The sequence below is a fragment of the Candidatus Pantoea formicae genome (genome assembly GCF_011752625.1).
GTDB classification, from domain to species: domain Bacteria; phylum Pseudomonadota; class Gammaproteobacteria; order Enterobacterales; family Enterobacteriaceae; genus Pantoea; species Pantoea formicae.
In genome coordinates this window covers 297,696-320,790 of record NZ_VWXD01000003.1, presented here as the reverse complement: position 1 = coordinate 320,790, position 23,095 = coordinate 297,696, and the positions used below count along the sequence as shown (strand labels likewise).

Sequence of the window (23,095 nt, the reverse complement as noted above, 5' to 3'; positions counted from 1 at the left end):
AAGGTTTCATCCTTATGCCGCGCGATATTTATTCAGCAGATGATCAATCGAAACGGCAGCCAACAAAATCAATCCCTTGATCAGGTCTTGCCAGTAGACCGACACGTTAATCAGAATCAGTGAGCTGGTAACGATGGAGAGCAGGGCCACGCCCAAGACCGCGCCGAGAATGGACCCGGTACCGCCTTTCAAACTGGCACCGCCAATGACGGCAGCAGCAATTACGTTCAATTCCATACCGACGCCAAAGGTGGGGGTAGCAGAACCGAGACGCGCCATGTAGATGATGCCCGCGACGCCTGCCAACGTGGAAGTCAACACCGTGACCCACAACTTAATCCGATTGATGTTGATGCCTGAGTAAGCTGCGGCACGTTCATTGCTGCCGGTGTAAAACACCTTGCGGAATAGCGTGGCCTTTCGCAGCAAAAAGTCGAAAAGGGCGACCAGCACGAAGAAGAGAATGATGACGAAGGGTATACCCCACAGCGTGCCCTGACCAAGAAACTTGAAGCTGGCAGGAAGGGTGAACAGTGACAACGGGGTACCTTGGGTAATGATCATGCATAACCCGCGAACTATCACCATGGCTGCCAATGAAGCAATAAAGTGACTGAGGCCAATTTTAGTGACCGTGAGACCCATTAACAATCCCACCAATGCGGCAGCGACAATACCGCCAAGGCTGGCAAGCCAGGGGTCGATCCCGCTAAGAAAGAGCTGGCCTGCGACAACCATTGATAGACATACCACCGCGCCGACAGACAGGTCGATACCGCCGACAATCAATAGAATGGTCATGCCGATCACCACAATGCCCTCAATCGAAAACGACAGCAGCATGGCTTTCATGTTGGCCCAGGTGAGGAAATAGGGCGAGGTAAAACTCATCACCACAAAGATCAGCGCAATAATGACGATCAAGCCGATTTCGCGCTGTTTATGCAGACCGCCAAACAGGGACAGACGGGATTTTCCTGCAGTGGGCAAGGTCGTGTTCATGGTCATAGGGCCTCCGCTTGCGTTGCGATGCCAGCCGCGAGCCGCATCAGATTCTCTTCTGTCATCGCTTCTCCCGTGACTTCACCACTGATTCGTCCTTCATGAATGACAATAATGCGATCACAGAGTCCGATCAGCTCAGGCAGTTCCGACGAAATCACAACCAAACCGACACCGTTGTCTGCCAGATTAGCGAGTATTTGATATATTTCCGCTTTAGCGCTCACATCCACGCCACGTGTGGGCTCATCCAGAAACACGATTTCCGGCTGCACCGATAGCACGCGTGCCAGCGCCACTTTTTGCTGGTTACCACCGGAAAGTGACGACACGGGGTCGCTTAACTTGCCGCGTTTTAGTTTGACCTGCTGTGCCAGAGCTTCCGCTTGCACACGTTCACGACGCGGGCTGAGCGTTAAGCCGTGATGGCTGACAGCACGGATGTCCAATGCGGAGATATTCCAGTCAATCGGCATCGCCAGAAACAGTCCCGCGTCTTTGCGGTCTTCAGATAAATAGACCATCCGCTGCTGAATACTCGCCGCATAATCCTTTAACCGCACCGGTAAACCTTTGATACTGATACTGCCGCGAGTGATCGGATGCAGTGCACAAATGCCCTGCGCAATCTCGCTGCGACCCGCACCCATCAAGCCGCCAATCCCGAGGATTTCCCCCGGACGCAGGTTAAAATGAATATCGTGAAAGCGTTTCCCATCACTGAGATTCCGCACTTCAAGTAAAGGCGGGGTGTCATTGACGGGCCGTTTATCAGGATAGAGCTGGGACAACTCTCGGCCGACTAATCGCGTGATCACCTCATCTGCCGTCATGCTATGGAGGGGAGCACTGTGAACGGTGCGGCCATCGCGCAGAATAGTGATGTGTTGGCAGAGCGCGAAAATCTCCGCCATGCGATGGCTGATATACACCACCGTAATGCCCTGGTCGCGCAGTTGGCGCACAATGCTAAACAGCGTCTGCGCTTCTGGTTCAGTAAGGGCAGCAGTGGGTTCATCGAGTATCAGCAACCGACAATCCAGCGTGAGGGCTTTCGCTATCTCTACAAGCTGCTGCTGAGACAGCGACAGCTCGCCGACTTTTTGACTCACGGGAATAGGGGCAAGGCGATTCATCACCTGCTGCGCGCGTTCCCGCAATGCTTTATGGGGTAACAGCAGGCCGCGCTGTTGATGTGCCATCCAGATATTTTCATAGATACTGATATCCGGACACAGAGCGATTTCCTGGTGTACTAAACCGATGCCCAACTGCTGCGCTTCACGCGGCGAGCGGATGGTAACGGGTTTCCCATCCAGCCAGATTTCACCACTATCCGGGCGCAGGATGCCGTCAATGATGTTCATCAGGGTCGATTTTCCGGCCCCGTTTTCACCTGCCAACGCGTGAATCTCACCGGCCTGCAATGTGAGGTCGACCTCCTGCAACGCCTTGACGGCACCAAAACGTTTACTGATACCGCGCAGTTCCAGCAGTGCTGTCATGATCGGCTCCTTACTCGTTAATGCCTTTGGTGCCACGGCGTTTCAGATAACTATCCCAACGAAAATCGTCGGCATTGTCTTTAGTGACAACCGCGTAACCGTTATCAAGAATCGGGAACGAGAAGGGATTGACGCCTTGACGTTTAGCGTCATTCATTGGGTCAATAAGCTCTGGATGAGCGGCAAGGAATAGGGTCATAAAGCCCATGTAGCCCTGAATGCCCTGATTCGGGTTGATGGCACCAAATACCTGTCCGCTTTTGATCATATCCAACACTTTGGCATTGACGTCCACCGTCATGACTTTCACTTTACCGCCGTTTTCCGCCACCGCTTGCGCAGCCCCAATCGCCGAACTGGCTTCCGGCATAAAGATGCCTTTCAGATTGGGATGAGCCTGTAACATCGACAGCACGGCGTTATAGGCTTTGGAAGGGTCCTGATAAGTTGCTGCACGCGCCACTAACTTGCTGTCAGGAAATGCCGCTTTCATTTCATTGACGAACGCTGTGACTCTTCGGTCGTGGTTATCCTGGCCGGGATTCTCTAACACGGCGAATTCGGCATCTTTACCCATGGCTTTACCTAACTCATCTGCCGCAGCTTTTCCTTCACGGAAGTTGTCAGACGTGATGTAGGCGACGCGTTTACTGTTGGGCGAATCAGCAGCAAAAGTCACTACCGGAATGCCCATTTCGGCAGCGCGATTGATGGGCTCAATAAACGGGTCAGGATTCATGGGGTGAAGGAAAATCCCCGCGGGCTTTTGTGCCAGAACCTGTTCAAAGCTGGCTAACTGTTGGTTGACGTCATAAGCGGGAGTACCGCCATACACGGTTTTACAGCCTAACTGGTGCGCGGCTTGTTTGAACATCTCATAGACCGGGAACCAATATTCAACACCGGTTACCATAACGTTCATGTAGTAAGTTTCGCCGGGTTTACAGCGAAATTGTGGTGTGTCGTCGGCGGCCTGTGATGTGCTGACAAGTGTGCTGGCGAGAGTGAGGCCGACCAGAATTGAGGCGATCTTTTTCATGTTTTTCCCCGGAGCAGACGCTGAATTTTGAAGGCTCAGCCGTGACAACTAAACGCGGTAAAACGAGCCGGGGTAGGTGCTGAAAATTATTTCTGATGCCTGAAATAATTTTCATAAGCTATAAAAGCTGGCGGAAAAAAGATCAATTAACGGTTAATGAAATGTTTCATGATTGTGATCATCTTCACTTTCCCAGCGTTAGCACAACATTGGGTTTGGTGATTAATTGGCAGGATTTTATAATCACGCGCTGAAATCATGTATTCACTGAAAGAAAAGGAATTTTCATGCTTAAACAACTGACGGTATTGGCGTTGCTGGTGGGTGGCAATGCACTGGCGCACGCTGCGTCGCCCGACACCATCATCAAACCCTTAATGCAGCAATATCAGATACCTGGTATGGCCGTTGCCATTCTGCATGACGGTAAAACTGAATTTTACAATTACGGCGTGGCGTCAAAGGAAACCCGTCAGCCGATTACCGAGCAGACGCTGTTTGAGATCGGTTCGTTGAGTAAAACCTTTACCGCAACCTTAGCCAGTTATGCTGCACAGCAGAAAAAACTGCAGTTTAGCGATAAAGCCAGTCAATGGTTGCCAGAACTTAAGGGCAGTGCATTTGATCAGGTTTCGCTGTTGAATCTTGCTACACATACCGCCGGAACGCCTTTATTTGTGCCTGATGAGGTGACAAATCAGCAACAGCTGATGGACTGGTATAAACACTGGCAGCCAAATGCCAAACCCGGCAGTGTGCGAGTTTATTCCAATCTGGGCATTGGCATGCTGGGGATGATTGCTGCAAAAAGTCTGCAGCAGCCGTTCATCAGCGCGATGGAGCAACAATTGCTGCCGGCGATGGGCATGCACCACACCTTTATTCAGGTGCCCGCATCAGCCATGGGGCAGTATGCACAAGGTTACAACAAACAGGATAAGCCGGTACGCGTGACGCCGGGGCCGTTGGATGCGGAATCTTATGGGCTGAAATCCACATCCGCCGACCTGATACGTTGGCTTTCTATTCAGCTGAACGAGCGGAAAATCGCCCCTGAATGGCAGCAGGCGATTGCCCGCACGCATCAAGGCTACTATCAGACCGATGCCTTCACTCAAGCGATGATGTGGGAATATTATCCGCTGCCGGTCAGTCAGAAACAGCTCGTCGATGGCAACAGCGGTCAGCGCATTATGAAAGGGATGTCAGCGACGTTAATCTCACCACCACAGGCAGCGCCTCAACAGGCGTGGTTTAACAAGACAGGTTCGACTAACGGTTTCTCAACCTATGCCGTGTTTATTCCGTCACAGAACCTTGCCGTTATTATGCTGGCGAATAAATGGTTCCCGAATGATGACCGCGTGATCGCTGCGGATAAAATCATTCAGCAATTAAGCAAGTAACGCTTAACCCAGGGCGCAGATTGCGCCCTGACGCTATTTTCGGGCATCCAACGCCAGTTTAACGGCCATTCCCGCTAAGACGGTACCCATCAACCAACGTTGCATGCGTTGCCAGCTTGGGCGAGTCAGCAAAAAGGTCGACACTTGTCCTGCGGTGGTAATGAAAATCGCATTAACCGTCAGGCTAATCGCAATTTGGGTAACCCCTAATATCAACGACTGTAATAATACGCTGCCGTGATGAGGCGTAATAAATTGCGGTAGCAGCGATAGAAACATCATCGCAATTTTAGGATTTGCGAGGTTGGTGAGAAAGCCCATGGTGAATAGCTTGCGATTGTTATCAGCAGGCAGATCGCGTACCGCAAAGGGTGACCGTCCACCGGGTTTCAATGCTTGCCAGGCGAGATAGAGCAAATAGAGCGCACCGCCAAATCGCAGCGCATCATACGCCCAGGGGACGGCCAGCAACCAGGCTGTGATACCCAGCGCCGCGCACAGCATGTAAAAAACAAAACCTAACGCAACACCACCCAGCGAAATATAGCCGGCTCGCTTGCCTTGGCAGAGTGAGCGAGAAACGAGGTAAATCATGTTAGGACCGGGGGTTAACACTAATCCCAATGCCACAAGAGCAAAGGCTAACCAACTGGATAGTTCAGGCATGCGTTACTCCTTGCGTCAATAATCACTGATTATGCCGTGAATGCTTCGTCGCAGACAACGCACGTTTTCAGACTGACAGCGGGAATAAGCTGGGTTAATTTGAATCTGCTTTTATTTTTTATTTAAAAGGGAGATGAATATGACGGTTCCTGTTGTTGCACTGCTGACCGCAAAACCAGGCTGTGAAGATAAAGCTGAGCAATTATTTCGTGGTGTTATTGAAGAGACATTACGTGAAGAGGGCTGTATCACCTATCAGCTGAATATTGACAGTAAAAATCCACGTCGCTTTGTCTGGACTGAAGAGTGGGCCAGCCAGGCCTTGCTGGATAAGCATCTTCAAGCGCCACATATTGTCAAATTGTTCGCCGACCTGGAACCCTTATTAGAACAGGCCGAAGTCGTGGCATTGCGTAAAGTTGCGGGTGGTAACGCGTAACGACTGATAAAGCAGGCTGCGGTCTGCTTTTTTCTTTCTGAACGAAGCGAGTCTGATATGAGATGCGCGTCATCAGTGGTTTGATTCACAGGCCTAATATTGGGCAGGGTATATAGGGAGAAACGATGAGAACACAAAAACGTTGTATGGGTTATGTTGCGATTGTGGTGGATGACTACGATCGTGCGATTGAATATTACACGCAGAAATTAGGTTTTCATTTAATCGAAGATACACCTCAACCGGGTAAGCGCTGGGTCGTGGTGAACCCAAACCCGCAAAGTGACTGTAACCTACTGTTAGCGCAGGCATCCAACGAGCGCCAGCAGGGTTTTATTGGCAACCAATGTGGCGGTCGCGTATTTCTGTTCTTGCAGACGGATGACTTCTGGCGCGATTACCACCAGATGAGAGCCAACGGCGTCACGTTCTGTGAAGAACCGCGTGAAGAGGAATATGGCATCGTGGTGGTATTTGAAGATATTTACGGCAACCGCTGGGATCTGTATCAGAATAAATAGTTGGCTCCCTAGATTTCGAAATTAAAATAGGCATCTTAAGCACCTTTCAATCACAGAACCACGATAACCCTGCGAGCTCATTATGCTTATCACCTTCAGTGGCTTACCCGGTACGGGAAAAAGCACCATCGCGCGCTTGTTAGCCCGGCAGTTAAGTGCCGTTTATTTACGTGTCGACAGTGTTGAGCAGGCGCTTCGCGTAGCAGATCAACCTATCGGCCCAGAAGGCTACTTTGTAACCTATGCCGTCGCACGGGAGAATTTGCTATTGGGTTCCACGGTGATTACGGATTCCGTTAATGACCTGATGCAGATTCGTGATGCCTATCGTGATATTGCATTACTGAGTGGCACTGAAATTCTGGAGGTGGAAATCATCTGTTCTGACAAGAATAAACATCGTTTTCGTGTTGAAAACAGGGTTGCAGATATCAAAGGCCATATATTGCCAAGCTGGCAGGCGGTGGAGCAGCGTGAATATCAACCCTGGCTGCGGGAGCGACTGCAACTGGACAGCGCACTGTTGTCAGCTCAACAGTGCGTAGATCGTATCGTGCTGGAGATGAACGGATAAATCAGAATGTCGGCTTCATGCAGCGATTCAGGGGGCGATAGTGGAAACCTGAAATCAACTGGTTCCCCAATTTGAAGAGATAAATGCGTGCGCTGAATTTCTCATCGGCAAGCGGATCAATATATTTTCCGACCAGCGGATCTTGTGTGTCGGGGCCAGCGATGCGGAATGATTTTTTTGTCGATGCCGTCAAGGAGTCAATGTGATAGGTGTAATCAAGGTTGACTGTTCTATCCACATTGACCTTTCGCTCATCGCCTTGCGGTGAAATAAAGGCAAGATAGGCATTGAGATGGCCTTCACGACTGCCCCGCATAATGTCCCAATATCCATGACTTATCACGGTACGTTCAGGCTCATCGTAAATGATTAAGGTTTCGCTACGGCAGTCTCCGGAGAAGGGTTGTAGCAAATAAGGCAACGAAAACCATCCCAAGAACATCATCAACAGGCAGCTCGCGGCAATAAAGGCGACTTTCATGGGTGATTTCTCCCGATTACTGCCATCGACTCACAGTAAGAGTTATCTGCTTCAATGTCGCCATTACAGACAAAGAGGTTTATCGAATTACCATGGTCAGAATTGATGTAGATCTTGCTGTTTTGTGTCGTTTTTATTTTCATTTTAATAAGCCAATAGTTCACGCGGGACATCAACTCGGCATTATTGTTTTTTACGTAATTTGAAATGTAGAAGGTGTGTCCGTCTTGGTTAACGGCTTCGCTGTAATGGAGTGGGTGAATAAACTGTTGACTGCGAAGATAAGCACCCGTCGCAAAGAACAGGCAAAATAAAAAGAGAATGCAGGTAATCAGTTTTGATTTAGATACTATCGGTTTAACAGCGCTGAGAGGTTGCTGTAATGAATGAGTGTCAGGGTGTATGTTCTCCTTTGCCGTTTCGATCGTCGATCGCTGTTCCATCAGCCTAAATTCATGGGTATTTGGCACAACTATAATGTAATCAGGCCTTAATCGATAACCTGCATAACCCTGTGTTTCGAGGATATCCTCCACAACACCTAATGATGCAAGAGATTTACGAAGGCGAAAAAGTGTTTGTCTGACAGTATTCTCTGACACCACAGTACCATACTGTTTCCAGCAAGCATCTTGCAGTCTCTCTTTAGAAATAATTTCACCGGCGTGCTCGCACAGAAACGTCAGGCATATTTTGCTTTGCCTGCTCAGTAGCACCTCTTTATCACCCAGTCGTATAAGACCAGAATCGGTAAAAAATAACATACTCAACGTCGACCTTGACCTCACCACACACAGCCAGCATTTCAACCTCAGATGCGGTAAGTATAACATGAGTTATCAGAAGGTCTTCTGAGCATTTTAGCGGCAGTTAAGCTGCTGTAACCGCTTTGTCACTACTTCAACTCATTGATTTTAGAGTTTAATATTATTTCCTGGTGACTTATTTGTGACATGAAAGCCGATGTATTGAAAGCGACATTGCCGGTGAATAATATTCGCATCAGATTAATCGCATGTCATAAGTTAATATCTTTTTAAAAGTGTTATCGACGTATGTTGCGATTTTATTGAATTTATTTTTAATGCGATTTATCAGAAAGAAGCGAGAAACATGCTGATCCATAAAAACAAAAATATAATGGTAATTACACCTAACCCTATTACTTACTACGGTGTCCGCGCAATGCTCACAACGCTTTCGGGCGTGAACGTGGTACATTGTCCGGTACATTTTCGTGATGAAACACCCATTGATATTGAGATGGGAATGCACGTAGTGATAATCGATACTGAAGTTGCGAATGCTGATACTATTACGACACTTATTAAGTCTTGCTCATTATCCTCTTCGGTTGTTATTTTGACTCATACATTAGAATATAAGGTGATGCAAAAATATAAGATGATGAATGTACGTGCGGTATTACACAGGAAAAGCAGTCAGAAGGATGTTGAAAATGCAATTTTATCTGCATTAGAGAATAATGAATGGGGATTCGAAGACAACCCTCGCCTATTAAGACGCAGCTATACTACTAAAGATTTATCACCTGCAATAAAAGATGAGCAGGCGATGCTCTCTTTATCTGCCACAGAAAGAACCATTATCCGTTCAATATATCGTGGCAGAACGGTCACCGATATTGCCGTTGCCAAAGAGAAAAGTATCAAAACCATCAGTAGCCAAAAACAGGCCGCTATGCGCAAGCTTAATGTGAAGAACCTTGCGGAACTCCATGTTCGTTATCATCGCTATCTCGATTAACTTGCTGCTTTCGAAATCCCCTTCATGCTTCATACGAAAGCTGAAACTAGCGGTTTAATGTGACTGATGTCTTAAAATCATGCGATTTATGTTGGTTGATTGCTGTCTGGTTGTTATGAATGAAGTGTAAATTGGTTTCGAACGAAGCAATCGGAGCAACGCTATGAACACAATCTTCACCTCAGAACAACAACCAGATGATTTCAAACACAACGTACGCTTGATGAAAAGAGTGCTTAGAGAGCAAATCGGCGATGTCGAAGGGCTGTTTGAGCAAGTGAGAAGCAAAATTGTTAACGAGATAGCTGCGGCACGCGCAGAAGAGGCGCAGAAAGGCACTGCATGGCCGCAACTCAGCTGGGATGAGATCGCAGAAGGGCGCGTAAGCGATGAGGTGAAGGCGCATATTCGCCGCCGTGGTTGTGTGGTGGTGAAACAGACCTTTTCGCGCGACCAGGCATTATGCTGGGACGAATCGATGCTCAAATACCTCGATGACAATCATTTCGACCAAGTCTATCAAGGCCCAGGTGATAATTTCTTTGGCAGCCTTGATGCGTCACGCCCCGAAATTTATCCCATCTATTGGAGCGAGGCACAGATGACGGCGCGCCAAAGCGATGCGATGGCAAAAACACAATCATTCCTCAACCACCTCTGGACGTTTGAATCCCAGGGCAAACGCTGGTTTGATCCTGACGTCAGCATTATCTATCCCGATCGTATTCGCCGTCGCCTGCCTGGTACCACATCGAAAGGTTTGGGTGCACATACGGATTCCGGCGCGCTGGAACGTTGGTTATTGCCCGCTTATCAGCGGGTTTTTGCCAAAATATTCAACAATCAATTTGATCAATACGATCCTTGGGATGCCGCCCATCGTACCGAGGTGAATGAATACCAAGCTGGCACCACCACCAAATGCTCAGTATTTCGCACCTTCCAGGGCTGGACTGCGCTGTCAGATATGCAACTCGGCCAGGGGATACTGCATGTGCTGCCGGTTCCGGAAGCCATGGCGTATATGCTGCTACGTCCGCTGCTCAAAGATGTGCCCGAAGATGAACTCTGTGGCGTTGCGCCGGGTAAAGTGCTGCCGGTTTCTGAGCAGTGGCATCCAGAATTGATTCAGGGCTTGTGCTCTATCCCAGCAATGGAAGCCGGTGATTCGGTGTGGTGGCACTGTGATGTGATCCACTCCGTGGCGCCGGTTCAGGATCAAAAAGGTTGGGGTAATGTGATGTATATCCCGGCTGCCCCCCTGTGTGAGAAAAACGCAGCCTATGCCGCTCACGTCGCACAGTCATTGGCAACGGGTGTATCACCGGGTGATTTCCCCAAAGAGGATTATGAAGCCACCTGGCAGAATCGCTTCACTGTGGAATCATTGAATTTGAACGGACGCCGCAGTCTCGGCTTAAGTTGAATTCTGGTAAGCTTGATGAAAATTTAAGGACAGCAGGTGTTATGAACGCACGTCATCAGCAGATTATCCAACTGGTTAGCGAACGCGGCAGTGTCAGCGTCAACGAACTGGCGCTTACTACCGGTGTTTCAGAAGTCACCGTGCGCCAGGATCTCAATGTGTTGGAAAAGGGCGGCTTTCTGCGTCGCGTGCACGGTTCGGCCGTGACGCCAGAAAGTGATGATGTGGGTGCACGAATGCAAACGCGTTTTGCTGTAAAAAAACGTTTGGCTGAATATGCAGCATCTCTGGTGAAGACAGGGGAAACGGTGTTTATCGAAGGGGGCAGCACCAATGCGTTGTTAGCACGTGAGCTCAGTGTCCGGGACGATATCACGATCATTACCGTCAGCCACTATATTGCCGGTTTACTGCGGGAAAAGGGGGGAGATGTAATTATTCTCGGTGGCCTTTTTCAGAGAAGCAGCGAGTCCGTGGTCGGCCCTTTAACACGACTCTGTATTCAACACCTTAATTTTCACAAAGCCTTTATCGGTATTGACGGCTGGGATACAGCAACCGGATTCACCGGTCGGGATATGCTGCGCTGCGATGTCGTCAATGCGATCATGGAGAAGCAAACGCATACCATTGCATTGACCGACTCTTCGAAGTTTGGGCAGATTCATCCCTATTCTCTGGCACCTTCGCATCCTTTTAAGCAGGTAGTCACCGACGCAGAAATAGGCGAGGGGTATCAAAAAGCACTTATCTCTCAGGGCACAATTTTAAGCTTGGTATAGACGTTCGTTATTGATTGTTGCTGCCATTAAATTACGGCGTTAACCAGTTTGTCGAAGGAATAGCATGTTTTTCGATATCCACTCCAACCGACTGCACTATCGTCAAATCAACGCTGAAGATTGGCCATTCTATCTCGCGTTGCGACACGACGAACAGGTGATGCAATTTGTGGCCGATCGCCTGCCTGAAGCGACCATTCGCCGCGAAAAGTTCGAGGTGAGATTGCCTGAGTGGCGCAAAGGCAGCACCCACTGGCTGTGCCTGGTGATCATGGAAAAGAGCAACACCACGCCGCTGGGATTGACGGGATTTATCGACCGGGGCGAGGGTATTGCCGAAGTCGGATTTATGCTGGCAACATCAGCGCAAGGTCAGGGGTTTGGCGCGGAATCATTACGCGATATCAGCCAGTTTGCACTGCGTGAATTAGGCTATCGCAAGTTGGTTGCCACAGTGACGGCCGGAAATGAGGCGTCACGTAAGACATTGCTGAAAGTCGGGTTCCAGCAAGAGGGCACACTGCGGAAAAATTATTTTCTCGGCGGTGAGTGGCGTGATGATTGGCTACTGGGTTTGTTAGCGGATGAGTTTCACGCTGAACTAGCCCGCGATTAACGCCTGCGCCGTTAATTCATCGGTAATTAAACCGGTCACCAATCCACTGGCCAGCACTGCGCGGATGGCCTCCACTTTCGTTACGCCCCCTGCCAGCGCCACAATTTCTGCCCGATGAGCGAGATCTAACTCAACGGAAAGCGTGCGCGCGGTCAAGCTGGTATGAATCATCTGTCCATGTGTATCAAAGAAATGTCCCAACAATTCGCCAACGGCGCCGGATCGAGAAATATCATTGATCTCTGATTCGTCAATCATGCCTGCTTCCACTAACTGGGCGGCGGGTTCCACAGTACCGATGCCGACCAATTTAACTTCACTCTGCGCAGCCATCGCAAACACCTCGCTGACTCCGCGTTGTTTGAGCAGCACTCCACGGTCTTCCTGGGTATTGGCAAAAAAAGGCACGGGCATCATATAAGCCTGCGCACCGGTTTTTTCAGCGATACGGTGCATGACGTCGTGAGGATTAAGCGCGTAGTTGCGGGTTAAACATCCAAGCAATGAGACAAAACGCATATGTGGCGCTTCAATGCGTGGAAGTTGATGAATGGCGGCGGACAGGGTGCGACCATGGCCCAGCCCCAGAGTAATGGCCGGTTGCGCGCTAAGCAGATTTCGCAAGTAATCGGCGCCAGCCATGCCTAAAGTACGTACGGGCAAGCCCTCTTCACCGAGGTCCGGGGCAACGTGGCAAAAATGTAGGCCGTATTTTTCCCGAAGCTGATCTTCCAGTGCAACACAGGCCACGATATCGCCATCAATCGACACTTTTACCGCGCCTTCCGCGACCATGCGCGCAATCATGCGATGCGTTTTGACCGAGGGTAAACCGAGGCGCTTAGCCACCTCAGCTTGCGTCAAACCGCCGACGTAATGGAGCCAGGCGGCACGCAGAGCCAGAGAATCATCGCGTTCAGCGGGTGTTGGAGCCGGTTTCATAACTATTTCCTGGTGAAGTTGGCTTTAAGAAGCCAGATGCAAATCCTGCACGCCCGTATCAATATGCGCCGCCCAAAAAGCCACGCTTTCTGCGATATCTGCCACCACTTGTCGATCGGTGGGTTCACGCTCCTTGAAACTTAACTCAAGGCAAATCTCATTATCTTGTGCGCCACCGCGCGCCAGCGCCGCCAACAACGGCTGCGGCTGGATACGGCCGCCCGCATTGTACTGCAATGTAAAAGGTCTGTGGCCGCCTTTATCCATCATGCTCTGTTTGATATGGATAATGGGTGAAAAGCGCGGCACCGCTTCGGCCCAGGCGTAGGGGTCATAATCACGCGGGTCTGCTGAAGTGACATCACCATGATCGATATCCGCCATCATCCACATCGGCAATGCGAATGACTCGCTGCTCAAACGCTGCTGCAAGGCGAGACACGCGGGAATGGTTTCACCAAACTCGCGCCCAATGCTCATCGGCTCCCAAAACAGATATTTTAATCCTGCAGCCTTCGCATGTTCCGCTACCTCGGCCCAGCAATCGATAGCGATATCTATCAACGCTGCACGCCGGTTAACATCATTGAAATCCTGTTGCGTGAAGATAGCGAATTGCGAACCCACTGCATCACCGCCCAGCTCGGCAGTAATATCAGCAAAGGTCTTAAACCAGTCAACATAGTAGCGGCGCACCTCGACGTCAGGGTGGCCAAAATGATTGAGGCGACCATAAGGTCCAGTCATGCCCGATGTCACGCGCACACCTGTGTCACGCAGTGCCTGCTGCATAAGGCGTGTCATGCGCTTAATGGTTGCGGCAGGCCAACCGGGATTAATAAACTCGTGGGTCAGTTGCAGGTCACGAATGCGGATCTGCTGCGCCACGGTGTAAATCAAGTCCTGCGGTTCAGCAAAACGATTCACCAGCGGATTGGTATTAAGTGAGAGCGTTAACGGCATACCTTAGGCCTCCTTCCGCAGCGGAACAGTGGCGGTAAACGTCGAGACGAACCACTGGTTAAACGCTTGCTGCTGTTCCTCTGAGAGATGCAGCCGATGTTTGGTTCGGCGCCACAGGACATCCTCAGGCTGTTGTGCCCACTCGTTCTCAACCAGATAGCGCACTTCGGCTTCATAAAGCTGTGCACCAAAATGCTGCCCCAGTTCGCTGAGACTGCTGGCGTGCCCCAGCACTTTATCAATCCGCGTACCATAGAGGCGCGCATAGTGTTTACGCAAGGGCGCGGGCAACCATGGCCAGCGCGATTTCACCTGTTCAAGGAAGGATTCAAAATCGCCATGCGCCATATCCCCGCCAGGCAAGGTGGCATCCCTGGTCCAGTCTGCTCCCATCATGGGGAAAAAGGGGGCAAGTTTTTGTAAGGCATGCTCTGCCAGCTTACGGAAAGTCGTGATTTTGCCGCCGAACACATGTAAAAGCGGCGCCTGTTGTTGATCATCAAGATCAAACACGTAATCGCGCGTGACCGCTGAAGGATTACCTTTGCCATCGTCAAACAGTGGGCGGACACCCGAAAAGCGGGTGATGACATCGCTGGGGCGCAGCTTAACTTTGAAGTAGCGATTGACCACATCCATCAGGTACTGCTGCTCGCTGTCGTCGGCGGTCACCGCCTCGGCTTTACCTTGCCAGGGGATGTCGGTGGTGCCGATCAACGCCTTGTCGCCTTCATAAGGGTTAATAAAAATCACTCGCTTATCGGTGTTCTGCACCAGATACGCCTGCTGACCTTCCCAGAACTTCGGCACGATAATGTGCGAACCTTTCACCAGACGCACGCTGCGGTTGCTCTTGGTTTGCGTTACCTGATTGACGATATCAAGCACCCACGGCCCTGCGGCGTTAACCAGCACTTTGGCGAACACCGTTTTCTGCGTGCCGCTGGTTTCATCTTGTACTGTCACTTCCCATTTGCCACTGAGGCGCTTGGCGGACACACAGCGCGTACGAGGTAAAATCGTGGCGCCGCGCTCAGCGGCATCCAGTGCGTTAAGGGCCACCAGCCTTGCATCATCGACCCAGCAGTCAGAGTATTCGAAACCTTTGCTGTAGCTATCGATGATCGGTGCACCTTCAGGATCGCGCATCAAGTCTAGGGATCGCGTACCCGGTAATTTCTTGCGCCCACCGAGATGGTCATAGAGAAACAGCCCTAAACGCACCAACCAGGCAGGGCGATCGGTTGGGCTGTGCGGCAATACGAAACGCATCGGCCAGATAATATGAGGCGCAGCATTGAGGAGAACTTCGCGTTCAATCAATGCTTCACGCACCAGACGAAACTCATAATATTCCAGATAACGCAGCCCGCCGTGTACCAGCTTGCCTGAGCGCGATGAGGTGCCTTGAGCGAGATCGTCTTTTTCACACATCATTACAGACAGACCGCGACCCGCTGCATCACGTGCAATGCCCGCACCATTAATGCCGCCACCTATCACAAACAGATCCAGCGTATTTTCACTCATGATTAACTCCTTAAAACTTGTTCAGTGCATGCCAGGCGGCAGGCAGATCGCTGCGGATCTGCTGATAATGGGGAAAAAGTTGGTTATAGCGTTGCGATAGCTCCGCAGAAGGCGGTTCCGGTGCATCCAGCAGCGGTCGCACCCAACTCTCGACGCACTGCGCCATAGAGGGATAAGCACCAATGGCAACCGCGGCCATCATGGCGGCACCTGCAGCGCCCGCTTCATCACGCTGGCTAATGCGCACTGGCGCACCAATACAAGAAGAGAGGATCTGGCGCAGTGGCTGAGAACGCACTGCACCGCCGGTAAGGCGAATTTCCCCTGGCAACGTACTGCCCATGGCCTGATAACAGTCGCGAGCGGCCATACCAATGCCTTCAATCACGCCGCGCACCAGGTCAGCAAAATTGTGTTGATAGTTAAGTCCGGTGAAGCTGGCGCGCGCATCGGCGTTCACGAATGGGCCGCGCTCTCCGGCGATTGAAATGTAAGGATGGAACAGCAAACTGCCGGGCTCAGCTTTGTTGAGCCATTGGTCGATATGTGAAACCAGACGAGCATGATCGACTTCACAACCAAAGTTGCTCAGCAGTTCACTGGCAACATTGAGTAGCCAGTCCAAATTCAGTGTCGAGGCCATATTGGTTTGTACTTGTGTGACGAAGCCCGGCCAGGGTAGCGGAATGACATAACCGGTTTGCGCCGGATTAAGCCAGACGTCATCAATGGTGACGCTGCGTAGATGTACGCCGGTTGACCCCACAATTGAGCAGGCGGTATTGGTTTCACCCGTGTGAACTCCCGCACCCAGTGCGGTCATCGCCATATCCACGTAACCCAGCGAAATCGGCGTGCCTGCCCGCAGCCCGGTCAGGTTGGCGGCTTCGGCGGTGAGCGGGTGGGTAGTCTGTGTGCCGTCGATGATCTCAGGCAACAGGTGGCGGCAATGCTCCAGTCCTAGCGCGGCAATCACGGTGTCGTCATAACGCTGGGTGCGGAAATTGCCAAAGGTGAAGCTGGCTTCGGAGGGGTCGGTTGCCCGCACGCCAGTGAGATTGAGGTAAAGCCAGTCCTTGCAGTGCAAAGCGACTTCGCTTTTGGCCAGTAGCTCTGGGTAATGTTGATCCATGTGTGCCAGCTGCGATCCTTGCTGGCAGGTATTCAGCCCGGTACCGGTTGCCTTAAAGCGCTCAGTGGCAAGGGGATGTTGATTAAGCGTTTCAACGGTGTGTGCGGCACGCGCATCCAGCCATATCCAGGCATCATCCACCGGTTGATTGTTTGCACCCACCAGCCAAGTGCCATCACCTTGTGCGGTCACAGCCACTGCCACCACGCGCGCCGCAAGATTTTCTACGCGATCGCCCAGTTTGCGGATTGCATCGACGGCATCCTGCCAGGTTTGGCTCATGGATTGCTGTGCTGCGCCACCTTCACTGCGGTAATAGCGGTTACGCACCGAGGCGCACGCTAGCTGTGACCCTTCCAGATCAAACGCCACTGCTTTAACCACTGAAGTGCCGGAATCCAGACCCAGAATGATATCGCCATTACTCACGTACACCTCCGAGGGAAGAAGAATTGAGTCATCACGCCGTGTTAATCCCCTGTGATGAATTTGCTAAATAATGTCTTACACCACTTCTCACTGAGATAACATATCATCTGTATTATTTTTCTATAAAACGAATAAATTTCATTTCAGTTAGCGAGATTGATCACGAAATTCGTGGCTAAAGTGGGAAGGGGGAAATGTGATATCACACATAGAATGCTGATATGGTGCGGCTTAAGGAGCAAATTTGTCGTCGGTGGCCTAATTTAGCGATCCAGATCTCTCTCCTGAAAAAATTGTGCTTACGCTGTTGACAATTTAGTCACATCAGAACAATTCTCATCACACAAGTTATCACATTTATAACATTTATCGCGGCGATTATCGCAGCAGATAACAGTGAGAGGTCACGATATGTCCGATGTCTCGATGCTTGCACAGCAGCTCAGCCGAAAACGCACCCGTCGCTACACCCTCATAGGCGTGGTGGTGGTAGCGGTCATTGCTGCCATGGCGCTTGACACTAAGGTGGTGAAAATCGGTTCAGCGCAAGATGCACAAGAGCAGGGCTTCTCGCCAGATAGCTACGGTCAGAAAACCTTCCCCGGTATCCAGCAGGATGTGGAAGGTCGTGCCGTGGATGCGAAAACCCTGGCTGAGGCGTTGAAGGCCAACCAGCAAGAAGCTGTGCAGAAATATGGTGTGGGTGCGCCGTTGCCGGTGATTCCGGTGAAACTGGAAGCGGTAGTACAGCCCGGACAAATGGGCATCTTCCCGTTGAAAGTCGAGGGATTGCCTGAAGGCAGTCAGGTTCGTTTGCAAACAGGACCCGCCATTACCGGCACTGATTTACGCGATGCTAGCGGCAAAATTCAATTCGGCGATTTTACCAACCAGATCGAGTATCAAAATGCTGGTTCGGCCATCAATCGCGCGATGAAAGCCGCCGTTCTTGACAAACTGGATCGTGATGCACTGCCGGGTAAAACCGTGCAGGTGGTTGGCGTGTTTCGTCTGTTAACCCCCACCAACTGGATGGTGACGCCCGTCAGTCTGGAGGTGAAATGAAACCGTTCAACGTTAATCCTGCCTTGTTAAAAGGCGAAGTGATCCTGGAAGCGCGCCATATCAGCAAAGTTTATGGCTCGACCCACGCGCTGAAGGGCGTGAACTTCGAGATCCGCCGCGGCGAAGTCACCACATTGTTTGGTGAAAACGGCGCGGGCAAATCCACACTTATGAAAATCTTGTCAGGCGTGATTACGCCAACATCCGGGGAAATTCTTTACAACGGCGAAGAGAAAGTTTTTCGCTCGGCGACCGAAGCACGTGATTGCGGCATTTCGATCATCCACCAGGAGCTGAATCTCGCGCCAAACATGAACGTGCGCGACAACATCTTCATGGGGCGCGAAATCATGAAACCAGGCGGCGTGGATTATGCCGAGGAAGCACGCATTACCGCGCACTTGATGGCGGCGCTAGAAGAGGAGATCGATCCGCTGACGCCTGTTGAGAATTTGCGTCTCGGCCAGCAGCAAATTGTTGAGATTGCACGCGCGCTCTCTGTGAACTCACAAATCTTGATCATGGATGAACCTACTTCGGCCCTGAGTGCGGCAGAAGTCTCGGTGCTGTTTCAGGTGATTCGTGACCTCACCAGCCAGGGCGTGGCGATTGTCTATATCTCGCATCATCTGGAGGAAGCGTTGGAGATTACCGATCGGGCGGTCGTGCTGCGTGATGGTGTGATGACCGCTTACGCCAAGCGCGATGAGATAGATCTCGAATGGATCGTGCGCAACATGGTGGGGGATCACTTTGATCTCGGTTCACCACCGGAGGGCTACGCCTTTGGTGAACAGGCGCTTACCGTGCAGGATTTGACCCTCAAAAGTAAAACCGGCATTCGGCTGGTGGACAATTTATCGCTGAGCGTCAAAGCCGGAGAAATCGTCTGCATCTACGGGTTGATGGGTGCCGGGCGTACGGAACTGCTGGAGTGCATTGCTGGACGACTGCGTCAGAGCAGCGGGCACATTCTGTTGCAGGACACCGACGTCTCTGGCCTGACGATTCAGCAACGCATTCAAATCGGTCTGGCGTTGGTACCTGAAGATCGCCAGCGCGATGGACTGGTGCAAACCATGTCGGTGGGCGAAAACCTGTCACTCGCCAGCATCAGTGAGTTCGTCCGTGGTCTGGTGCTGTCACCGCGTCGCGAAAAACAACTGGTGGCGGACAGTATCCGCAACGTCACGGTGAAAACTGCCGGCGGTGAGGCGGCGATTGGATCACTTTCAGGCGGTAATCAGCAGAAAGTGGTGATCGGCAAAATGCTGGCCACGCGTCCCAAAGTCATTCTGCTGGATGAACCCAGTCGCGGCATCGATATCGGCGCCAAAGCCGAGGTATTTCGTCTGCTGGCGGAGAACGCCAAAAAGGGGCTGGCGGTGGTCTATACCACCTCTGAAGTGGGGGAGTGCTTGAGCATCGCACATCGCATTGTGGTGATGAGCAAAGGGCGCATTAACGCCATCTTCGATTCCAGCGTGAGTAAAGAACGCATTATGGCCGCTTCAGGCGAGTCTCTGGTGGCATGACATGAAAAACGGAGCAAACGATATGACAGACAGAACGCAAACGCTGGATTCGCCGCCGGTCACCACTAAGAAGAAGGCAGAGAAAAGCCTGAATCTGGCGCGGTTGCTGCTGGAAGGGCGCGCCTTTATCGCGCTGCTGGTGATTATCGCCACTTTTTCTCTACTTTCACCTAACTACTTTACCGGTGCCAACTTCCTGACCATGGCCTCGCATGTCGCCATCTTTGGCTTGCCGGCAATCGGCATGCTGCTGGTGATCCTCAATGGCGGGATTGATTTGTCCGTGGGATCAACCTTGGGCCTGGCGGGCGTCATGGCCGGTTTTATGATGCAGGGCATCAACCTTGAAGCGTTAGGCGTGGTGTTGTATCTGCCAGTGTGGGCGGTGGCGATTTTAACCCTGGTGATGGGCGCACTCGTGGGATTGGTCAACGGTGTACTGATTGCCTGGTTCCGTGTGCCAGCCTTTGTGGCGACGTTAGGTACTATGTATGTGGCGCGCGGCATCGCATTGCTGATCACCAACGGGCTGACCTACAACAAACTCTCCGGCAGCGAAGCTTTAGGTAACACCGGCTTCGACTGGCTGGGTTTCAATCGCATCTTCAATATTCCGGTTGGCGTGCTGGTACTGGGCGTGGTAGCGCTGGCTTGTGGTTTCCTGCTCAGTCGCTCGGCCTTTGGTCGCTGGCTCTATGCGTCAGGAGGCAACGAGCGCGCTGCTGACCTCTCCGGCGTACCGGTGAAACGCATCAAAATCAGCGTTTATGTGCTGTCGGGCATCTGTGCCGCCATGGCGGGTCTGGTGCTCTCTTCCCAGCTGACTTCTGCCGGTCCTACGGCGGGTACCACCTATGAGCTAACGGCCATTGCTGCCGTGGTGATTGGTGGCGCGGCCTTAACCGGCGGGCGGGGTAACGTGCGTGGCACGCTGCTGGGCGCTTTTGTAATCGGTTTTCTCTCTGATGGCTTGGTGATTATCGGTGTTTCTGCCTACTGGCAGACGGTGTTCACTGGCGCCGTGATTGTGCTGGCGGTGTTGCTCAATACCTTGCAATACGGCAAGCGCGGTCGCTAACTCACGCGCGCTGTTTGGCAGCGCGCGGTTATCCGTAAAACCTGTACCCTAAATAATAACGGAGCACCTATGTTCACAAAACGTCTGTTTATTGCTGCCGCAGCGATGGCCATTACCACCTTTGCTGCACCCACTTGGGCGGATAATGGCCTAATGACCATCATCGTCAACGACCCTTCAAACCCCTATTGGCTGACGGAGGGGCAAGTGGCGCAAAAGGCCGCTGAGAAACTGGGCTACAGCGCCAAAGTTAGCGCGCACAAAGGTGATACCAACACGGAAAGCCAACTCATCGATACCGCGATCACCAACAAATCGAAAGCCATTATTCTCGATCCGGCTAACGCTGACGGATCGGTGGGATCGGTTAAAAAAGCCATTGCGGCACATATTCCGGTGTTTATCATCAATGCGGAGTTGAACCAGAGCGGCCTGGCAAAAGCGCAATTGGTCTCTAACAACGCGCAGGGCGCTGCCGTGGGCGCCATGGAGTGGGTGAAACAAGTGGGCGATACCGCTAACTATGTTGAACTGGTGGGCCCCCCTTCAGACAACAATGCGGCAACCCGTGCCAATGGTTTTGATACCGTGTTGTCCCAGTACCCAACACTGAAGAAGGTAGGTCAGGAAGTGGCAAACTGGGATCGTACTCAGGGCTTCAACAAAATGCAGTCATTGCTGCAGGCTAATCCCAACATTAAAGGCGTCATCAGCGGTAACGATGAGATGGCGCTGGGTGCCATTGCCGCGTTGAAAGAAGCCGGCAAGCTGAACCAGATCAAGGTGGGCGGCTTTGATGGTTCACCGGATGCGGTTGATGCCGTTAAAGCCGGTACATTGGCTTATACCGTTATGCAACCGGTGGCGCAGTTCGCGCAAAAAGCGGTTGAGCAGGCGGATAGCTTCCTGAAAACCGGTAAAACCGGTGCGGCATCAGAGAAACAGCTGTTTGACTGTATTCTGATCACTAAAGAAAATGCGGGTAACTTTGTTTCTCCGTTCGTATTGAAACAGTAAGGTGCAGAGGCCGCTTTTCACGGCGGCCATGCGGCCCAGGTGCGCAGAAATGCGCACCTGGTCGCGGCAACCGAGGTCGACCATTTGCAAAAAGAACGTTTCCGCGTTGTAATCATGACGAACCCGCTTTTCTGCCTCTTTTTCCCGGACGAAACATGGCGCACAACCCGCAGGACTCATCGCTAAACGTATTTATGGCTGAACCTCTACCGAGCGATAGCCGACAGGCGCGTCAACTCGCACGACGTCAATTGATTGCCGAAGCCGTCATGGCGGAAGGCGCCATTCGCATTGAGGACATCACGGACCGGTTTGGCATCAGCCTGATGACCGCCCATCGCGATATTGATGAGATGGTCGAACGCGGACTGCTGCATAAATCTCGCGGCGTGGTTTCCGCGACCCCGACGAGCCTGGTTGAGTCGAGCGATATCTACCGTGCAACCCGCCAGCTGGAAGAGAAGCAGGCCATTGCCGAAGTGGCGGCCAGCTATCTCGAACCGGGTCAGGCGATATTTCTTGATGATTCCACTACCGTATTGCAGATGGCCCGTCTGTTGCCCGCACGCGCACCCCTGACGGTTATCACCAACTCTCTGACGTTAATGAATGAACTGCGTAACGGCCGAGACATCACGCTGATGGGATTGGGCGGGCAGTTTTATCACTGGTGTAACGCCTTTATGGGCCGCATGACGCGGGAAGAGATTGCCAGCCTGCGTGCCGATGTGTTTTTTGTCAGCATGTCAGCGATCATTGACGACGCGGTGTTTCATCAATCCGCAGAAACGGTGGAAACTAAACGCGCGATGTTTGATGCTGCGCAGAAGCGCATTTTGATGATGGATAACACCAAATTTGAACGTCGTGCGCTGCATCGTTTTGCCCATCTCAGTGAATTCGACGTGGTGATCGTGAACCAGGGCACGCCGGTACCGATTTTGCGTCGCCTGCAAGATCTGGGCGTCAATGTGGTGGTGGCGCCGATGAAAGCCAGTTACTACCAGCACGAGCAACAGTAACGCTCCCCAACCAAGGGCGTAGCCTTCAGACAGCATCAACACCGGCGTATTAAAATGTAATTCATTTGACAGCACTGTCTACCTACTAGTAGATTGACTTGATTGAAACCTAAAAACCGTCCGTTATGACGGTTACGTTTATCACCACGCAGGGCCTC

General features: G+C 51.6%; 23 protein-coding genes. 13 read left to right on the top strand and 10 right to left on the bottom strand.

Annotated features, from left to right (window positions below; all coding sequences use genetic code 11):
* Nucleotides 1-12 precede the first annotated feature (12 nt).
* The 3 genes from F3J38_RS10220 to F3J38_RS10210 are packed head-to-tail and all read right to left on the bottom strand — an operon-like array spanning nucleotide 13 to nucleotide 3,546.
* Entirely contained in the window at nucleotides 13-1,008 is a 996-nt protein-coding gene (locus tag F3J38_RS10220; RefSeq protein WP_167137914.1) for an ABC transporter permease, read from the bottom strand.
* The gene (locus tag F3J38_RS10215) at nucleotides 1,005-2,507 is read right to left on the bottom strand and encodes a sugar ABC transporter ATP-binding protein (RefSeq protein ID WP_167137911.1); all 1,503 of its coding nucleotides are present in this window, start codon (nucleotides 2,505-2,507) and stop codon (nucleotides 1,005-1,007) included. Before F3J38_RS10215 ends, F3J38_RS10220 begins: the two co-directional genes overlap by 4 nt.
* 10 nt (nucleotides 2,508-2,517) lie before the next feature.
* A complete protein-coding gene (locus tag F3J38_RS10210) occupies nucleotides 2,518-3,546 on the bottom strand; it encodes a substrate-binding domain-containing protein (RefSeq protein WP_167137908.1) in 1,029 nt (342 codons plus the stop codon).
* A gap of 287 nt (nucleotides 3,547-3,833) precedes the next feature.
* Between F3J38_RS10210 and ampC the strand changes: the two genes are divergently transcribed.
* Nucleotides 3,834-4,952: a class C beta-lactamase gene (ampC, locus tag F3J38_RS10205; protein WP_167137905.1), complete on the top strand. Its 1,119-nt coding sequence runs from the start codon at nucleotides 3,834-3,836 to the stop codon at nucleotides 4,950-4,952.
* 33 nt (nucleotides 4,953-4,985) lie between these two features.
* Here ampC and F3J38_RS10200 read toward each other — a convergent pair whose 3' ends face one another.
* Complete coding sequence (locus F3J38_RS10200) at nucleotides 4,986-5,618, bottom strand: LysE family translocator (protein WP_167137902.1); 633 nt, start codon at nucleotides 5,616-5,618, stop codon at nucleotides 4,986-4,988.
* A 139-nt stretch (nucleotides 5,619-5,757) separates the two neighbouring features.
* Between F3J38_RS10200 and F3J38_RS10195 the strand changes: the two genes are divergently transcribed.
* The 3 genes from F3J38_RS10195 to F3J38_RS10185 all read left to right on the top strand — a co-directional run bounded on the left by F3J38_RS10195 (nucleotide 5,758) and on the right by F3J38_RS10185 (nucleotide 7,152).
* Nucleotides 5,758-6,057, top strand: a complete 300-nt coding sequence (locus F3J38_RS10195; protein WP_167137899.1) for a putative quinol monooxygenase — start codon at nucleotides 5,758-5,760, stop codon at nucleotides 6,055-6,057.
* A 125-nt stretch (nucleotides 6,058-6,182) separates the two neighbouring features.
* On the top strand, nucleotides 6,183-6,578 hold the full coding sequence (locus F3J38_RS10190; protein ID WP_167137896.1) for a VOC family protein: 396 nt from the start codon (nucleotides 6,183-6,185) through the stop codon (nucleotides 6,576-6,578).
* A gap of 82 nt (nucleotides 6,579-6,660) precedes the next feature.
* Nucleotides 6,661-7,152, top strand: a complete 492-nt coding sequence (locus F3J38_RS10185) for a P-loop nucleotide/nucleoside kinase family protein (RefSeq protein ID WP_167137893.1) — start codon at nucleotides 6,661-6,663, stop codon at nucleotides 7,150-7,152.
* 1 nt (nucleotide 7,153) lies between these two features.
* On the opposite strand, the gene F3J38_RS10180 is transcribed toward F3J38_RS10185, so the two are convergent.
* Together F3J38_RS10180 and F3J38_RS10175 are read right to left on the bottom strand one after the other, a co-directional pair.
* Nucleotides 7,154-7,633, bottom strand: coding sequence for a hypothetical protein (locus F3J38_RS10180; protein ID WP_167137890.1), 480 nt, complete (start codon nucleotides 7,631-7,633; stop codon nucleotides 7,154-7,156).
* Nucleotides 7,630-8,397, bottom strand: a complete 768-nt coding sequence (locus F3J38_RS10175; protein WP_167137887.1) for a winged helix-turn-helix domain-containing protein — start codon at nucleotides 8,395-8,397, stop codon at nucleotides 7,630-7,632. The genes F3J38_RS10180 and F3J38_RS10175 overlap by 4 nt, the downstream gene beginning before the upstream one ends.
* Before the next feature lie 349 nt (nucleotides 8,398-8,746).
* On the opposite strand from F3J38_RS10175, the gene F3J38_RS10170 reads away from it, so the two are divergent.
* The 4 genes from F3J38_RS10170 to F3J38_RS10155 all read left to right on the top strand — a co-directional run bounded on the left by F3J38_RS10170 (nucleotide 8,747) and on the right by F3J38_RS10155 (nucleotide 12,224).
* Nucleotides 8,747-9,400: a LuxR C-terminal-related transcriptional regulator gene (locus tag F3J38_RS10170; RefSeq protein ID WP_167137884.1), complete on the top strand. Its 654-nt coding sequence runs from the start codon at nucleotides 8,747-8,749 to the stop codon at nucleotides 9,398-9,400.
* Nucleotides 9,401-9,563: 163 nt separating this feature from the next.
* On the top strand, nucleotides 9,564-10,826 hold the full coding sequence (locus F3J38_RS10165) for a DUF1479 domain-containing protein (RefSeq protein ID WP_167137880.1): 1,263 nt from the start codon (nucleotides 9,564-9,566) through the stop codon (nucleotides 10,824-10,826).
* A gap of 41 nt (nucleotides 10,827-10,867) precedes the next feature.
* On the top strand, nucleotides 10,868-11,608 hold the full coding sequence (locus F3J38_RS10160; protein WP_167137877.1) for a DeoR/GlpR family DNA-binding transcription regulator: 741 nt from the start codon (nucleotides 10,868-10,870) through the stop codon (nucleotides 11,606-11,608).
* A gap of 64 nt (nucleotides 11,609-11,672) precedes the next feature.
* Nucleotides 11,673-12,224, top strand: coding sequence for a GNAT family N-acetyltransferase (locus F3J38_RS10155; RefSeq protein ID WP_167137874.1), 552 nt, complete (start codon nucleotides 11,673-11,675; stop codon nucleotides 12,222-12,224).
* On the opposite strand, the gene F3J38_RS10150 is transcribed toward F3J38_RS10155, so the two are convergent.
* The 4 genes from F3J38_RS10150 to F3J38_RS10135 are packed head-to-tail and all read right to left on the bottom strand — an operon-like array spanning nucleotide 12,210 to nucleotide 17,220.
* The gene (locus tag F3J38_RS10150; protein ID WP_167137871.1) at nucleotides 12,210-13,166 is read right to left on the bottom strand and encodes a sugar-binding transcriptional regulator; all 957 of its coding nucleotides are present in this window, start codon (nucleotides 13,164-13,166) and stop codon (nucleotides 12,210-12,212) included. The two genes, F3J38_RS10155 and F3J38_RS10150, sit on opposite strands and share 15 nt — an antisense overlap.
* A gap of 24 nt (nucleotides 13,167-13,190) precedes the next feature.
* Complete coding sequence (locus F3J38_RS10145) at nucleotides 13,191-14,129, bottom strand: sugar phosphate isomerase/epimerase family protein (RefSeq protein WP_167137868.1); 939 nt, start codon at nucleotides 14,127-14,129, stop codon at nucleotides 13,191-13,193.
* 3 nt (nucleotides 14,130-14,132) lie between these two features.
* Nucleotides 14,133-15,659, bottom strand: coding sequence for a glycerol-3-phosphate dehydrogenase (locus F3J38_RS10140; RefSeq protein ID WP_167137865.1), 1,527 nt, complete (start codon nucleotides 15,657-15,659; stop codon nucleotides 14,133-14,135).
* Nucleotides 15,660-15,669: 10 nt separating this feature from the next.
* Nucleotides 15,670-17,220 carry an FGGY-family carbohydrate kinase gene (locus F3J38_RS10135; RefSeq protein ID WP_167137862.1) on the bottom strand — a complete coding sequence of 517 codons (1,551 nt, stop codon included), beginning with the start codon at nucleotides 17,218-17,220 and terminating at the stop codon, nucleotides 15,670-15,672.
* A gap of 411 nt (nucleotides 17,221-17,631) precedes the next feature.
* Here F3J38_RS10135 and F3J38_RS10130 point away from each other — a divergent pair, with 411 nt between their 5' ends.
* The 5 genes from F3J38_RS10130 to F3J38_RS10110 all read left to right on the top strand — a co-directional run bounded on the left by F3J38_RS10130 (nucleotide 17,632) and on the right by F3J38_RS10110 (nucleotide 22,937).
* Nucleotides 17,632-18,285: a DUF2291 domain-containing protein gene (locus tag F3J38_RS10130; protein WP_167137859.1), complete on the top strand. Its 654-nt coding sequence runs from the start codon at nucleotides 17,632-17,634 to the stop codon at nucleotides 18,283-18,285.
* A complete protein-coding gene (locus F3J38_RS10125; RefSeq protein WP_167137856.1) occupies nucleotides 18,282-19,820 on the top strand; it encodes a sugar ABC transporter ATP-binding protein in 1,539 nt (512 codons plus the stop codon). Before F3J38_RS10130 ends, F3J38_RS10125 begins: the two co-directional genes overlap by 4 nt.
* A gap of 22 nt (nucleotides 19,821-19,842) precedes the next feature.
* The gene (locus F3J38_RS10120; protein ID WP_205298209.1) at nucleotides 19,843-20,898 is read left to right on the top strand and encodes an ABC transporter permease; all 1,056 of its coding nucleotides are present in this window, start codon (nucleotides 19,843-19,845) and stop codon (nucleotides 20,896-20,898) included.
* Between the two features lie 69 nt (nucleotides 20,899-20,967).
* On the top strand, nucleotides 20,968-21,915 hold the full coding sequence (locus F3J38_RS10115; protein WP_167137851.1) for a D-ribose ABC transporter substrate-binding protein: 948 nt from the start codon (nucleotides 20,968-20,970) through the stop codon (nucleotides 21,913-21,915).
* Between the two features lie 155 nt (nucleotides 21,916-22,070).
* Nucleotides 22,071-22,937, top strand: coding sequence for a DeoR/GlpR family DNA-binding transcription regulator (locus F3J38_RS10110; RefSeq protein ID WP_167137848.1), 867 nt, complete (start codon nucleotides 22,071-22,073; stop codon nucleotides 22,935-22,937).
* The last annotated feature ends 158 nt before the right edge of the window (nucleotides 22,938-23,095 follow it).

What these genes read in the sequence shown, in the direction of transcription:
- F3J38_RS10220 (WP_167137914.1), bottom strand. Translation starts at nt 1,008, where the DNA reads ATGACCATGAACACGACCTTGCCCACTGCAGGAAAATCCCGTCTGTCC.
- F3J38_RS10215 (WP_167137911.1), bottom strand. Translation starts at nt 2,507, where the DNA reads ATGACAGCACTGCTGGAACTGCGCGGTATCAGTAAACGTTTTGGTGCC.
- F3J38_RS10210 (WP_167137908.1), bottom strand. Translation starts at nt 3,546, where the DNA reads ATGAAAAAGATCGCCTCAATTCTGGTCGGCCTCACTCTCGCCAGCACA.
- ampC (WP_167137905.1), top strand. Translation starts at nt 3,834, where the DNA reads ATGCTTAAACAACTGACGGTATTGGCGTTGCTGGTGGGTGGCAATGCA.
- F3J38_RS10200 (WP_167137902.1), bottom strand. Translation starts at nt 5,618, where the DNA reads ATGCCTGAACTATCCAGTTGGTTAGCCTTTGCTCTTGTGGCATTGGGA.
- F3J38_RS10195 (WP_167137899.1), top strand. Translation starts at nt 5,758, where the DNA reads ATGACGGTTCCTGTTGTTGCACTGCTGACCGCAAAACCAGGCTGTGAA.
- F3J38_RS10190 (WP_167137896.1), top strand. Translation starts at nt 6,183, where the DNA reads ATGAGAACACAAAAACGTTGTATGGGTTATGTTGCGATTGTGGTGGAT.
- F3J38_RS10185 (WP_167137893.1), top strand. Translation starts at nt 6,661, where the DNA reads ATGCTTATCACCTTCAGTGGCTTACCCGGTACGGGAAAAAGCACCATC.
- F3J38_RS10180 (WP_167137890.1), bottom strand. Translation starts at nt 7,633, where the DNA reads ATGAAAGTCGCCTTTATTGCCGCGAGCTGCCTGTTGATGATGTTCTTG.
- F3J38_RS10175 (WP_167137887.1), bottom strand. Translation starts at nt 8,397, where the DNA reads ATGTTATTTTTTACCGATTCTGGTCTTATACGACTGGGTGATAAAGAG.
- F3J38_RS10170 (WP_167137884.1), top strand. Translation starts at nt 8,747, where the DNA reads ATGCTGATCCATAAAAACAAAAATATAATGGTAATTACACCTAACCCT.
- F3J38_RS10165 (WP_167137880.1), top strand. Translation starts at nt 9,564, where the DNA reads ATGAACACAATCTTCACCTCAGAACAACAACCAGATGATTTCAAACAC.
- F3J38_RS10160 (WP_167137877.1), top strand. Translation starts at nt 10,868, where the DNA reads ATGAACGCACGTCATCAGCAGATTATCCAACTGGTTAGCGAACGCGGC.
- F3J38_RS10155 (WP_167137874.1), top strand. Translation starts at nt 11,673, where the DNA reads ATGTTTTTCGATATCCACTCCAACCGACTGCACTATCGTCAAATCAAC.
- F3J38_RS10150 (WP_167137871.1), bottom strand. Translation starts at nt 13,166, where the DNA reads ATGAAACCGGCTCCAACACCCGCTGAACGCGATGATTCTCTGGCTCTG.
- F3J38_RS10145 (WP_167137868.1), bottom strand. Translation starts at nt 14,129, where the DNA reads ATGCCGTTAACGCTCTCACTTAATACCAATCCGCTGGTGAATCGTTTT.
- F3J38_RS10140 (WP_167137865.1), bottom strand. Translation starts at nt 15,659, where the DNA reads ATGAGTGAAAATACGCTGGATCTGTTTGTGATAGGTGGCGGCATTAAT.
- F3J38_RS10130 (WP_167137859.1), top strand. Translation starts at nt 17,632, where the DNA reads ATGTCCGATGTCTCGATGCTTGCACAGCAGCTCAGCCGAAAACGCACC.
- F3J38_RS10125 (WP_167137856.1), top strand. Translation starts at nt 18,282, where the DNA reads ATGAAACCGTTCAACGTTAATCCTGCCTTGTTAAAAGGCGAAGTGATC.
- F3J38_RS10120 (WP_205298209.1), top strand. Translation starts at nt 19,843, where the DNA reads ATGACAGACAGAACGCAAACGCTGGATTCGCCGCCGGTCACCACTAAG.
- F3J38_RS10115 (WP_167137851.1), top strand. Translation starts at nt 20,968, where the DNA reads ATGTTCACAAAACGTCTGTTTATTGCTGCCGCAGCGATGGCCATTACC.
- F3J38_RS10110 (WP_167137848.1), top strand. Translation starts at nt 22,071, where the DNA reads ATGGCGCACAACCCGCAGGACTCATCGCTAAACGTATTTATGGCTGAA.